The sequence below is a fragment of the Spirillospora sp. NPDC048819 genome, from assembly GCF_040650055.1.
Classification (GTDB): domain Bacteria; phylum Actinomycetota; class Actinomycetes; order Streptosporangiales; family Streptosporangiaceae; genus Spirillospora.
In genome coordinates, this window is sequence record NZ_JBEZGN010000003.1 from 179,928 (window position 1) to 192,002 (window position 12,075).

Sequence of the window (12,075 nt, forward strand, 5' to 3'; positions counted from 1 at the left end):
ACCCGTCACTCAACAGGAATGACGTACGCCAACTCATACCGGTCGACCGGCACCACGATTTCCGCGGTCTCGACCGGCCGGTCGGCCGTGGCGTAGGTCCGCGCGATCACCATCACCACCGACCCGAGCGCCTCGCCGAGCCGGTCCGCCTCGGCCGCCAGGACCGGGCGGGCGGTGACGACCTCCTGCGCGGTCTCGATGTGCCGGCCGATCTCCCGCATCCGCGCGACGACCCCCCGCGCCTGCGTGCGGGCCCTCCTCCGGGAACATCACCGGCGTGCCCTGCGTGATCTCCAGCGGCTCCCACGACGTGGACAGCATCACCGGCTCGTCGTCGGCGAGGAAGGTGTACCGGCTCTCCATCACGGGGTCGCCCGCCGCGATGCCGAGCCGCTCTGCGACCGGCGGGCTCGCCGCGGCGGTCTGTGACGAGACCCGCCAGTCGCCGGCCCGGCCCTGACTCGCCATCTCCGTGCGGAACGGGGAACTGGTGCGGCCGCTCGTGCCGTACCAGGAACGGGCAAGACGCTTCAGCGTGGGCTTGCGCCTGACGTAGGTGCCCGATCCCGAGCGGCCCTCCAGGAAGCCTTCGGAGATCAGGAGCCGCACGGCCTGGATCGCGACCTGGTCGGAGACGTCGTACTGCTCGCGGAGCCGAGCGCGCGAGGGGACCTTGTCGCCTGCTGCGAGCCGCCCGCCCATGATCTGGCGCCGTAGATCATCGGCGATGCGCTGATAGGCGGGCTGGGTCACGGCGTCTCCGGTGGCGAAGCGGGTGTCCTCGAGGATGCCCGCGAACGAAGAGATCGACCTCTTGGCAGTGCCAGACGTCCGGTGACTCGGCAGTTCCGTTTGGTCTACTCACGCTGGCCGGTCAAGGGTTCGTGCGAACATCCAACTCATCCAGCTTCACTCGGGTGAGGAACCGCTCGAAACTCACGGCAGAAAGCGTCAGATGACCAGCCTCAGGGGCCTTGCTGTCCCTGATACCGCACCCCTCGGCAAGGACCGCGACCTCCACACACTCCTCACCGGACGCGTTACTCCGGCTGGACTTGCGCCACTCGATCACTTCATGCCCTCCATGATCCGTTCGATGTGAGCACGCGAGGCGGACGCCGACAGCGCTTCGGAGCCGATGAGGTCGAAGCGCCGATGCAGATCGTCCAGCCTTGTCGGGTCCTGGGTCAGTCTGCCACCAGTGTTGGCATCCATATAGGCCGCGGAATCCTTTGTCCCAGTGAGGATTGCGAACGAGCCGTCCAGGCCGATGTGCGCGCCAACGCTGCGGGGCACGACGCGCAGGATGATGTTGCGCCGGTGGCTGAGGGTGATGAGGTGGGCGAGTTGTTCGCCCATGACTTCCGGTCCGCCGACAGGCTGGTCGAGTGCCGACTCGTTGATCAATGCCCGCAACTCGGGCGGCTTGTCCCGGCTCAGCACCTCTTGCCGGGCGATGCGTGCGCCGACCGTCGCTTCAACGTCCTCGATGATCTGGCCGTCTTCCAGGAGAGCACGGGCGTAGTTCGCCGTCTGGAGCAATCCGGGGATTATCGCGAGTGCCCAGTAGCAGATGCGGGACGCCCGCACCTCGATCGGCGTGTACTGGTTCCACCAGCCCGGGTCGTGCGCCCGCTCCGCAAGACGGCGAAGTCGGGTGAAATGCCCACATGTACGCCAAATCCCATCCAATGCTTCGGCGTGTTTCATGGGCAGGTTTTCCCGAGCTGATTCCCAGTTCGAAACCTGAGTCTTTGTAACCCCAAGGAGCTTGCCCACACCGGCCTGCGTCATATTCCGCTCAATCCGCCATACCCGCAGGTCAGAGGCCAGCCAATGCCAGTGATCGTTATCCGGATCGAGGTCGTTCCGCGCAGCCATTCATGATCCTTTAAGTACAGATTGATTGGTTGAACGAGTTAGACCATAGCGGCGGCCGTCACTCTATGACCGGAAAACACGTGGGGAGTGGGTGAGATGATCGCATTCAAGCCGGACGCCGAAAAGATCAAGGTGGCGCGGGATCACGTCGCGGAGATCACCGCCGAATGGCCTGTCGATGGCTACAACGTGCGCGTGGTCACCTCGGAGCTGGTCACCAACGCGATCCGGCACGCGGGCACGGACGAGATCCGGGTGGACGCTTACGCGGATGGCGACGTTTACGTGGTGGAGGTCTGGGACGGCGACGGGACCCCTCCGGTGCTGCGCCACCCCGGCCCCGACGCGTTGAGCGGTCGGGGGCTGATGATCATCGGGGAACTGGTCGACCGGTGGGGCACGCTGCGCGACGAGGCGGGCGGCAAGGTCGTCTTCGCCGAGTGGACCGCAAACCCGTCCGCCGAAGTCTCCTTCAACGAGACGGAACCCCCGATGAACAGCCGCAAGCGGACGGTTGCCAAGCCGCTGATCATTGATGGCTGGGACTTCGGTCCTGGGCAGCTCATGACGCCCGGGGACGTGGCCAACATGTTCCGCGTCAACCCCAAGACGGTGGTGCGCTGGGCCGACGACGGGATGCTGGCGTGCATTCGCACGCTCGGTGGCGTCCGCCGGTTCAGCCGTCAGCAGGTCGAACACCTGATGGACGGGGGTGACGCGCGGTGATCGGCGGGCGTGGGCAGGGGACGAGGCGGCTCGGGAAACAGAAAGGGCGTGTGAGGTGGCGCAGGGCGCGGTCCGGGGTGTGATTCGGGGGGTCGGCCGGTGGCGGCTGATCCTGGAGGCTCGGACACTCGGGTGCCATGACGCGGCGGTACGGCGACTGGAGGTTCTGCGGGTCGCGCTGTTGCCGCTGGGCTGGCGGTGCGTGGGGCTTTACGACAAGTGGGAGTTCCGCTTCCCGGTGCCACTGCTGTGGGTGTATGCCAGCGGGCACGCCGACGACGTTGGGGCCGTGGTGACGGTGCGGGCGCTGCCGGGCGAGGCGTGGGGCTACTTCGAGGCCGGTGACGGTCGGGGCGGGTTCATCTCGCCGTGCGGGGACGTGAAGGCGGCGGCCGAAGCCCTGGACCTGCTGTTGAAGCACCGCATGTTCCCGTTCCGAGAGCGCGCCTGATCGTGGCGGCGCGCAAGTGCAAGGGTTCTCGGTGAAGCAATGGAAGGGACATGACGATGGGGCGTGAAGCGGAGTCCAGCGGCCAGGCTGGAACGTCGGCCGTGACAGATGTCGTCCTGGCCGGGGCGGGTGCAGTGGAACCGGTTTTCTCCTGGTCGGGCGGGGGTGGGGCGTTGCGGTTGGGGACGCGTACGTCTCCGCTGGCGATGGTGCAGGCGCGCAGTGTGGCGGCGCGGCTGGAGGAGTTGGCCAGCGTCCGGGTCGAGGTGATCGGGATTCAGACGGCCGGAGATCGGCACCGGGGCCACCTGGGTGAGTTGGGCGGCAAGGGTGCGTTCATGCGGGAGATCGACCGGGCGTTGTTGACGGGGCGGGTGGATGTCGCGGTGCACTGCCTCAAGGACGTGCCCGGTGATGTGCCGCGCCCCGATGGGCTGGTGTTCGCCGCGTACGTGCAGCGTGATGACACGTCCGACGTGATGCTGTTCCCGATGGTGAGCAAGGTGCGGTGCTTGGCGGATCTGCCGCCAGGGGCGCGGGTGGGGACGTCGGCGGTGCGGCGGCGTGCGCAGCTCGGGCAGATCCGGCCGGACCTGCGGGTGGAGTACCTGCGCGGCAACGTCAACTCCCGGCTCGGGCGATTGGACTCGGGAGAGGAGTTCGACGCGATCGCCTTGGCGCGGGCGAGCCTGGTACGGCTGGGGATCGATCGGGCGGGCGATGCGCTCGACATCATCCCGGCGGTGGGTGCGGGGGTGCTGGCGGTGGACTGCCGGCGTGCCGATCCCGACATCGTGGAACTGGTGCGGCTGCTGGACGACGGGGACACGCGGCGGTGCGTGCGCGCGGAGCGCACGATGTTGCACGGGCTTCAAGGGCACTGCAACAGCCCGATCGCGGGGCATGCGCGGCTGGAACGGGACGGGCAGCTGACCCTGCGCGGGATGGTCTTCACCCGTGACGGGTCCAAGTTCGTGCACTCACACGAGTGGTCGGAACCGGACAAGGGCGAGGACCTGGGCGCATACGTGGCCGGTGACCTGCTGCGCAAGGGCGCCCGCGACCTGATCGGCGGAATCCCGCACTGAGGCGTGAGGGAAACAGGGACAGCGCGTACTCATCCGGTGCCGGTTGCGGGGTGGGGTGGTGGGGAATGCGTCTTCCATGGCGACTGTGGTGTTGGTGGGGACGCTCGATACCAAGGGGGCCGAGTATGTGTGGCTTCGTGATCGGGTGCGGGAATTGGGCTGCGATGTGGTCCTCGTCGACGTCGGGGTCGGAGCGTCCGATGTGGAGGCCGATGTAGGTGCCGAGCGGGTCGCGGAGGCCGGGGGCGCGTCGCTTGGGGCCTTGCGGGACGCGGGGGACCGGGGTGCGGCCGTCACGGCGATGGGGGAAGGTGCGGCGGCCGTGGTCGCCGGCCTGGAGCGGGTGGACGCCGTGCTCGCCGTCGGCGGGAGCGGCGGGTCGTCGATCGCGGCGCGGGCGGTCCGGGATCTGCCGATCGGGCTTCCGAAGCTGATCGTGTCCACGATGGCGTCCGGGGACGTGACGCCGTACGTGGGCGCGAAGGACGTGACGATGATGTACAGCGTCGTCGACATCGCGGGCGTGAACCGGGTGTCGCGGCTCATCCTCGGGAACGCGGCGGCCGCGGCGGCGGGGATGGCCAAGGCGTACGCCGAGACCAAGACGGCGCCTGCGGTCGATGAGCGGCCCCTCGTCGCGGCCTCGATGTTCGGGGTGACGACGCCGGCGGTGGACGCGGCGCGGGAGCGGCTGGACGAGCTGGGCTACGAGGTCCTCGTGTTCCACGCGACCGGGGCCGGGGGCCGGGCGCTTGAGGGGCTTGTGGAGAGCGGGCTGATCGCCGGGGTGCTCGACCTGACCACGACCGAGCTGGCGGACGACCTCGTCGGCGGTGTCCTGTCGGCCGGGCCCGAGCGGCTCACCGCGGCTGGAAAGCACGGGGTTCCGCAGGTCGTGGCCCCCGGGGCGCTTGACATGGTCAACTTCGGGCCGCGCGAGACCGTCCCCGAGCGGTTCGAGGGACGCAACCTCTACGTCCACAACCCGACCGTGACGCTGATGCGGACGACACGGGAGGAGATGGCGGAGCTGGGCCGGCGGGTGGCGGCGAAGGCGGCCGAGGCGACCGGGCCGACCGTCCTGTTCCTTCCGCTCGGGGGCGTGTCGGCGCTGGACGCGCCGGGGATGCCCTTCCACGACCCGGAGGCGGACGGGGCGTGCTTCGCGGCCATGGAGGGCGCGGTGGAGACGGAAAGGCTCGACGTGAACATCAACGACCCGTCGTTCGGCCGCGCGATGGCCGACCGGCTGCACCAGATGATCTCGGGGGGATCGAAGTGAACCGTCAGACCGTCCTCGAGCGGCTGCGGGCCGGCGTCGCGGAAGGAAAGCCCGTCATCGGCGCGGGTGCGGGTACCGGGCTGTCCGCCAAATGCGCGGAGGCCGGCGGTGTCGACCTGATCATCATCTACAACTCGGGCCGCTACCGGATGGCGGGACGCGGGTCGCTGGCCGGGCTGCTCCCGTACGGGGACGCGAACCAGATCGTGGTGGAGATGGCGTCCGAGGTGCTGCCCGTCGTGAAGGACACGGCGGTGCTGGCCGGGGTGTGCGGCACCGACCCGTTCCGGGTGATGCCGGTCTTCCTCGACCAGCTCAAGGCGATGGGGTTCGCGGGCGTGCAGAACTTCCCGACGGTCGGGCTCTACGACGGGGTGTTCCGGCAGAACATCGAAGAGACCGGCATGGGTTACGACCTCGAAGTCGAGATGGTGCGGCTCGCGCACGAGCGCGACATGGTCACCGCCCCCTACGTGTTCGACGAGGATCAGGCGCGGGCGATGGCGGAGGCGGGCGCCGACGTCCTCGTCCCGCATGTCGGGCTCACCACCAAGGGCAGCATCGGCGCGGGCACGTCGTTGACGCTGGACGAGGCGGTCGAGCGGGTCCAGGCCATGCGGGACGCCGCGTCCGCCGTCCGCCCGGACGTCCTCGTCCTCTGCCACGGCGGCCCCATCGCCGAACCGGACGACGCCGCCTACGTGCTCTCGCGGACCGAGGGCGTCGTGGGCTTCTTCGGGGCCTCCTCGGTCGAGCGGCTGCCGACCGAGAAGGCCATCACGCAGCAAGTGGCCGCCTTCAAGAACCTGGAGATCTGATGCTGGTGAATCCCGGAGACGTCACGACGATGACCTTCGACTGGGGGTCGATCAAGTGGTTCGTCACGCCGTCGTCGGTGCCCGGTGCGAGCAGCACGCTGGGCGAGGTGATCGTCAACCCCGGCAAGGGGCACGCGCGGCACAACCATCCGAACGCCGAGGAGGTCATCTACGTGATCTCCGGTGAGGCGACGCAGATGGTGGACGACGGCAGGCCGTTCGCGATCCGCGAGGGCGACGCCGTCCACATCCCCAAGGGCGTCTGGCATTCCACGCACAACACGACGTGGCGCCCGCTGCGGCTGATCGTCACGTACACGCCGGGCGGCGAGGAGAAGGCCCTGGAGGGCGCACCGGACTTCTGCCTGCACGAGGCCGGCGCGGTACCGGAGTGGCGCCAGGCTTAGCCGCGTGACCAGGCGTCCAGGCCCTCCTCGGTGAGCAGGACGTCGAACGCGGCGTCGGCGGCGCCGACGAGCGCGCCCTGCGGGCCGAGCGGGGACCGGAGGATGGGCGGCGGGCCGGCGCGGCGGTAGCGCATCAGCGCCGAGGCGTAGCCCCCGTCGAGGGACGCGGGCGCGGTCGCGGCCAGATCGAGGGCCAGGCCGGAGAGGGTGACGACGTCCGGATCGAGGGCGTTGACGAGGGCGCCCATGCCCCGTCCGAGCGCGTGGGCGGCACCCGCCACGGCGTCCCGTGCCCTCGGGTCGGACGCCGCGGACGCGATGATCTCCCCGGCCGCCGTGCGCGGGTCCGCGGGCGGGGGACGGTCGAGCGCGCGGGACATGGCGCGCCCGTCGACCTCCAGGTCCCAGCAGCCGCGGGCGCCGCAGGGGCACTCCAGCGCGGGGTCGCCGAACGGCATGTGGCCGAACTCGCCGCCCGCGCCGGTCGCGCCGTCCACCGGGCGGCCCTCCACGACGAGGACGCCGCCGACGCCGACCTCGACCGTCAGGTGCAGGACGACCCGGGCCGCGGCGCCCGCACCGCGCCGGGCGTCGGCGAGCCCGATGAGCGACGCGTTGTTGCCGACGAGGAGGGGGATTCCCGGCGGTTTGAGCGGCCCGAGCCCGACGTCGCGCCAGCCGAGGCCGGACGCCTGGACGATCGTCGTCCCGCTGACCGTGCCCGCGACGCAGACCGACACCGCGCGGACGCGCCGGCCGTGGCGGTCGTGCAGCGCGGCCACGTGCTCGGCGAGCGTCCCGACCAGTTCGGGGGAGCCGGAGTGGCGGCCGGTGTCCTCGGTGACGACGCGGCCGCCGAGTTCCACGCAGGCCACCCGCCACTCCTCGTGGCTGATGTCGACGACGCAGACCAGCGGGCCGCCGGGGTGCGCGGTGAGGGCGGGGGAGGGGCGGCCGCGTCCGCCGGTGCGCGGCGGCGCGGTCTCCTGGACCAGCCGGGACGCCTTGAGCCGGCTCGTGATCTCGGTGGCGGAGCCGCTGCTCAGCCCGAGCGCGCGGGCCACGTCCGCGCGGGTCGCGGACGGGTGCGCGTGGACGTGGCGGAGCACGGCCAGTGCGCCCTGGCTGCGCAGTGCCCGGGCCGAGTGCGCGCTCTTCGGCTGCATGGTGACATCTTCGCCGTTCGTGATTATCCTCGTTGCACGAGCATAATCCTTGGGGGAGTGTCATGACCGAGACGGCGGCCCTGCGCCGGACATCTGCGACCTTCGGCCTGTACGCGACGTTCGGCTGTCTCGGCTACCTGCTCACGGCGCTCGGCGCGATCCTCCCCGAACTGCGCGAGGAGCGCGGTCTCCCGCGCGCCGAGGTCGCCCTGTACCCGTCGGCGTTCGCGCTCGGCCTCGTCGTCATCGGGTTCACCGGGCACCGGCTCGCCGGGCGCCTCGGGCGGCTGGCGCTCCCCACGGCCCTGGCCGCGCTGGCCGGCGGCGCCGGGATCATGGCCGTCGCCGGCGGACGCCTGGGGACCGGGATCGGCGCCCTGGTCCTCGGCCTCGGCGGCGCGGGACTCGTCCAGCTCATCCCGGCCGGGCTGAGGGACCTGCACGGCGGGGACGGAGCGGTCCCGATCGGTGAGGCGAACGCGGTCGCGAGCACCGCGTCCGTGCTGTCCCCGATCCTGATCGGCGCCGCGCTCGCCCACGGGCTCGGATGGCGGTTCGCGTTCGCCGTCCCGCCGCTGGCGGTGGCCGCCGCCCTGCTGCTCACGCGGCGGGCCGTGGCACCGGCGGCCGCCGAGGCCACCGTGCCGGCGGCGGGCGAGCGGACCCCGCGCGCCTTCGTGAGCCGGTGGCTCGACCTCGTCCTCGCCGTCGGCGTCGAGTTCTGCATGGTGTTCTGGGCGGCGGACTTCCTCCGCTCCGCCAAGGACCTCGGCTCGGGCGCCGCGACGACGTACTCGGCGGCGTTCCTGCTGGGCATGGCGATCGGGCGGATCATGTCCGGGCCCGTCGTCCGGGCGGCGGGACGCCCCGACCGGCTCCTCGCCGCGGCCACTCTCGTCGGCGTCGCCGGATTCGCGATCATGTGGACGGCGCCCGCGCCCGTCACGGTCGCCGGGCTGCTGGTCGTCGGGCTCGGCGTCGCGCTGCTCTACCCGGTGATCCTCGCGCAGGCGCTCGCCGCGTGGCCGTCGCAGCCGGTCCGGGCCGCCGCCCGCTGCGCCCTCGCGTCCGGCGTCGCGATCGGCATCGCACCGCTCGCCCTCGGGACGCTCGCCGACCTGACCACCCTGCGCGCCGCGGTGTTCGTCGCCCCCGCCCTGCTGCTGACGCTCCTCGCCCGCTGCGGGTGGCGGCTGAGGACGACACCGGCGTCGTGACACTCGGCCATTTCCGAAAGGGCGTCGGGCCGCACGCCGGCCGGAAAGTCAGCTCACCTTGCCCCGGACGTAAACCCAGTCGCCGTCATGCCTGACGAACCGGCTGACCTCGTGCAATTCCCCGGGTACCGAACCCTCCACGTAGTAATGGGCGCGGAACTCGACCGTCCCCTTGTCGTCCCCGGGCCCGCCGCCTTCCTCCCGGACGATTTCCAGCCGCGTCCACCGCGTCATGGCGTCGAAGGCGACCTGTTCAGGCCGCGTCGCGGGATGCCAGCTCTTCAGCAGATACGCCTCGTCCCGCTCCGCGAACGCGCTGAACCGCGACCGCATCAACTCCGCGGCCGTTTCCGCCCTGGCCTCACCTCGATGCAACCGTCCGCAACAATCCTGATACCGGGAGCCGACACCGCAAGGACACTTCTTCGCCACACCCCTGATTCTGCCTTGCCGGACGGCGCCCGCGCGGGAACGATGAACGCCATGCCTGACAACGACCCCTCGCAGATCGACACGTCCCGACCGCATCCGGCCCGCATGTGGAACTACTGGATCGGCGGTAAGGACCATTACCCGATCGACCAGGAGGTCGGTGACCAGGTCGCCGCGGCGTTCCCCAGCGTCGGCGACATCGCCCGCCACTCGCGCGTCTGCCTCGGGCGCATGGTCCGCCACCTGGCCGCCGAAGAGGGAATCCGTCAGTTCATCGACATCGGTACGGGGCTGCCCACCCACGACAACACCCACGAGGTCGCGCAGCGCGTGGCCCCGTCCGCCCGGATCGTCTACGTCGACAACGACCCGCTCGTTCTCCTCCACGCCAGGGCGCTCCTCGCGAGCCACCCGGAGGGAAGGACGGACTACATCGAATGCGACGTCCGCGACCCGGGCCGGATCCTCGCGGAGGCCGCCCGCACCCTCGACTTCACCGAGCCGATCGGCCTCATCATGTTCGGAATCATGGGCAACGTCGTCGACGACGACGAGGCGTACACGATCGTCCGCCGTCTTCTGGACGCCCTGCCCCCGGGCAGCTTCATGGCCTTCAACGACGGCACCGGCGTCCTCGACAAGGAGGGCCGGGAAGAGGCGATCAGGGTCGCCTCGGAACAGGGCTCCACCCCCTACGTCGCCCGCACCCCCGAGCAGATCGCCGGTTTCTTCGCCGGCCTCGAACTCCTCGAACCCGGCGTCGTCTCCACGTCCAGGTGGCGTCCCGAAGCCGCCCCGTTCGGCCCGCCCCCGGAAGTCGACGCCACCTGCGGCCTGGCCCGCAAACCCTGATCGACATAGCCGGCCGCGAGCGGGGCCTTCAGGCGTGATTGGGCATTAATCGCCGGTCGCCGGCCCTGTTCATCGGAAACATTGACGAATTTATCCGGGCCGCCAGGTGGTTCGGTTTCCGGCCTGCGCTGGTCATATCACAGCCAATTCGGTGATCAACCCGGGGCCTTGTCCGGTTCCGGCCGCGGGGTTAGCGTGAGCATTAGTTGATAGGAAAGTTTCCTATCAGATGGAGTCCCCCCATGCCCCGCTCCCCTCCATCCCCCCGGTGTCCGCGGCACGTCGAGAACCTGACCACCCCGAACAAGAGGAATCCCCGCATGAAGAAGGCAAGAAGCAGGCTCGCCGCCGCCGTGGCGGGCCTGGGCATCGCCCCTCTCGTCGCCGTGATCATGCCGGCGTCCACCGCCTACGCCCATGGCTACGTCTCCGCGCCGATGAGCCGGCAGGCCCAGTGCGCGGCGCGCATCGTCCAGTGCGGCGCCATCCAGTGGGAGCCGCAGAGCGTCGAAGGGCCGAAGGGCCTGCGCAGCTGCAGCGGCGGGAACGCGCGCTTCCGCGAACTCGACGATGACGGCAAGGGCTGGCGGGCCACCTCCGTCGGCAACACGGTGACCTTCACCTGGACGTTCACCGCCCGGCACCGCACGCTCAACTACGAGTACTACGTCGGCGGCAGGCGCGTCGCGGTAGTCGACGGCCACGATCAGCAGCCGCCCTCCAGCGTGTCCCACACCGTCAACCTCGGCGGAGTGAGCGGCCGCCAGAAGGTGCTGGCGATCTGGAACATCGCCGACACGGCCAACGCGTTCTACGCCTGCATCGACCTGGAGGTCAGGTGATACGGCGGCGCGTCCTGACGCTGCTCGGCGCCGCCCTTCTCGCGATGACGACGCTGTTCGTCGTCCCGGCGGCGCCGGCCACCGCCGCGGCGGCCTGCAACGCCCCGAACTGGGTTGCCGGCCAGTGGTACCCGGTGGGCAGCATCGTCCGGTACACCGACGGCAACTACTACATCGCCGTGCATGAGAACCCGGGCTACGACCCGGTCATCAGCCACTGGTTCTGGGACCCGCACACCTGCGATGGGCCCGGCGACCCTGGAGACCCCGGCGGCTTCGTGGTGAGTCAGGCGCAGTTCCAGCAGATGTTCCCGAGCCGCAACTCCTTCTACACCTACAGCGGCCTGACCGCGGCCATGGACTCCTTCCCCGCGTTCGCCAACACGGGAAGCGACACCGTCAAGAAGCAGGAGGCGGCCGCGTTCCTGGCCAACGTCAACCACGAGACCGGTGGGCTCGTCCACATCGTCGAGCAGAACACCGGCAACTACCCGCACTACTGCGACTGGAGCCAGCCTTACGGCTGCCCGGCCGGGCAGGCGGCCTACTACGGGCGCGGCCCCATCCAGCTGAGCTGGAACTTCAACTACAAGGCGGCGGGCGACGCCCTGGGCATCGACCTGCTCAACAATCCGTGGCTGGTGGAGCAGAACGCGGCCGTGTCGTGGAAGAGCGCGCTCTGGTACTGGATGACCCAGAGCGGCCCGGGAACGATGACCGGCCACAGCGCCATGGTCAACGGCCACGGCTTCGGCGAGACGATCCGCAGCATCAACGGCGCTCTGGAATGCGACGGCCGGAACCCGGCCCAGGTGCAGAGCCGGGTGAACGCCTACCAGAGGTTCGCCCAGATTCTGGGCGTCCCCACCGGCGGCAACCTGACCTGCTGAACATCCCGCCACTCGACACATCC

General features: G+C 70.2%; 15 protein-coding genes and 2 pseudogenes. 11 read left to right on the forward strand and 6 right to left on the reverse strand.

Annotation, left to right across the window (positions count from 1 at the left end; all coding sequences use genetic code 11):
- Nucleotides 1–5 precede the first annotated feature (5 nt).
- The 4 genes and pseudogenes from AB0C35_RS06690 to AB0C35_RS06705 form a co-directional block, all read right to left on the reverse strand.
- Nucleotides 6–221, reverse strand: coding sequence for a UTRA domain-containing protein (locus tag AB0C35_RS06690; RefSeq protein ID WP_358451396.1), 216 nt, complete (start codon nt 219–221; stop codon nt 6–8).
- 118 nt (nt 222–339) lie between these two features.
- Nucleotides 340–702: pseudogene (locus AB0C35_RS06695) on the reverse strand (GntR family transcriptional regulator); the annotation flags it as partial.
- A gap of 172 nt (nt 703–874) precedes the next feature.
- Nucleotides 875–1,072: a DUF397 domain-containing protein gene (locus AB0C35_RS06700; RefSeq protein WP_358451398.1), complete on the reverse strand. Its 198-nt coding sequence runs from the start codon at nt 1,070–1,072 to the stop codon at nt 875–877.
- Nucleotides 1,069–1,881, reverse strand: coding sequence for a helix-turn-helix transcriptional regulator (locus AB0C35_RS06705; RefSeq protein ID WP_358451400.1), 813 nt, complete (start codon nt 1,879–1,881; stop codon nt 1,069–1,071). The genes AB0C35_RS06700 and AB0C35_RS06705 overlap by 4 nt, the downstream gene beginning before the upstream one ends.
- Before the next feature lie 96 nt (nt 1,882–1,977).
- Between AB0C35_RS06705 and AB0C35_RS06710 the strand changes: the two are divergent.
- The 7 genes and pseudogenes from AB0C35_RS06710 to AB0C35_RS06740 form a co-directional block, all read left to right on the forward strand.
- A pseudogene (locus AB0C35_RS06710) lies at nt 1,978–2,301 on the forward strand (ATP-binding protein); the annotation flags it as partial.
- Between the two features lie 144 nt (nt 2,302–2,445).
- Entirely contained in the window at nt 2,446–2,607 is a 162-nt protein-coding gene (locus AB0C35_RS06715; RefSeq protein ID WP_358451833.1) for a BldC family transcriptional regulator, read from the forward strand.
- 79 nt (nt 2,608–2,686) lie between these two features.
- On the forward strand, nt 2,687–3,058 hold the full coding sequence (locus tag AB0C35_RS06720) for a hypothetical protein (protein ID WP_358451402.1): 372 nt from the start codon (nt 2,687–2,689) through the stop codon (nt 3,056–3,058).
- Nucleotides 3,059–3,159: 101 nt separating this feature from the next.
- The gene (gene hemC / locus AB0C35_RS06725; protein WP_358451404.1) at nt 3,160–4,146 is read left to right on the forward strand and encodes a hydroxymethylbilane synthase; all 987 of its coding nucleotides are present in this window, start codon (nt 3,160–3,162) and stop codon (nt 4,144–4,146) included.
- Nucleotides 4,147–4,222: 76 nt separating this feature from the next.
- The gene (locus AB0C35_RS06730; protein ID WP_358451406.1) at nt 4,223–5,428 is read left to right on the forward strand and encodes a Tm-1-like ATP-binding domain-containing protein; all 1,206 of its coding nucleotides are present in this window, start codon (nt 4,223–4,225) and stop codon (nt 5,426–5,428) included.
- Complete coding sequence (locus AB0C35_RS06735; RefSeq protein ID WP_358451408.1) at nt 5,425–6,246, forward strand: phosphoenolpyruvate hydrolase family protein; 822 nt, start codon at nt 5,425–5,427, stop codon at nt 6,244–6,246. The genes AB0C35_RS06730 and AB0C35_RS06735 overlap by 4 nt, the downstream gene beginning before the upstream one ends.
- Nucleotides 6,246–6,653 (forward strand): cupin domain-containing protein, encoded by a 408-nt coding sequence (locus AB0C35_RS06740; protein WP_358451410.1) that lies wholly within the window; start codon nt 6,246–6,248, stop codon nt 6,651–6,653. Before AB0C35_RS06735 ends, AB0C35_RS06740 begins: the two co-directional genes overlap by 1 nt.
- Here the strand turns inward: AB0C35_RS06740 and AB0C35_RS06745 are convergent.
- The gene (locus tag AB0C35_RS06745) at nt 6,650–7,819 is read right to left on the reverse strand and encodes an ROK family transcriptional regulator (RefSeq protein ID WP_358451412.1); all 1,170 of its coding nucleotides are present in this window, start codon (nt 7,817–7,819) and stop codon (nt 6,650–6,652) included. The two genes, AB0C35_RS06740 and AB0C35_RS06745, sit on opposite strands and share 4 nt — an antisense overlap.
- A gap of 62 nt (nt 7,820–7,881) precedes the next feature.
- Here AB0C35_RS06745 and AB0C35_RS06750 point away from each other — a divergent pair, with 62 nt between their 5' ends.
- On the forward strand, nt 7,882–9,036 hold the full coding sequence (locus AB0C35_RS06750) for an MFS transporter (protein ID WP_358451414.1): 1,155 nt from the start codon (nt 7,882–7,884) through the stop codon (nt 9,034–9,036).
- A gap of 48 nt (nt 9,037–9,084) precedes the next feature.
- Here AB0C35_RS06750 and AB0C35_RS06755 read toward each other — a convergent pair whose 3' ends face one another.
- The gene (locus AB0C35_RS06755; RefSeq protein WP_358451416.1) at nt 9,085–9,468 is read right to left on the reverse strand and encodes a YchJ family metal-binding protein; all 384 of its coding nucleotides are present in this window, start codon (nt 9,466–9,468) and stop codon (nt 9,085–9,087) included.
- 51 nt (nt 9,469–9,519) lie between these two features.
- On the opposite strand from AB0C35_RS06755, the gene AB0C35_RS06760 reads away from it, so the two are divergent.
- From AB0C35_RS06760 to AB0C35_RS06770, 3 genes are all read left to right on the forward strand, one after another.
- On the forward strand, nt 9,520–10,320 hold the full coding sequence (locus AB0C35_RS06760) for an SAM-dependent methyltransferase (RefSeq protein ID WP_358451418.1): 801 nt from the start codon (nt 9,520–9,522) through the stop codon (nt 10,318–10,320).
- Nucleotides 10,321–10,640: 320 nt separating this feature from the next.
- Nucleotides 10,641–11,162 carry a lytic polysaccharide monooxygenase auxiliary activity family 9 protein gene (locus tag AB0C35_RS06765; protein ID WP_358451420.1) on the forward strand — a complete coding sequence of 174 codons (522 nt, stop codon included), beginning with the start codon at nt 10,641–10,643 and terminating at the stop codon, nt 11,160–11,162.
- A complete protein-coding gene (locus AB0C35_RS06770; protein ID WP_358451422.1) occupies nt 11,159–12,052 on the forward strand; it encodes a chitinase in 894 nt (297 codons plus the stop codon). The genes AB0C35_RS06765 and AB0C35_RS06770 overlap by 4 nt, the downstream gene beginning before the upstream one ends.
- Nucleotides 12,053–12,075 lie beyond the last annotated feature (23 nt).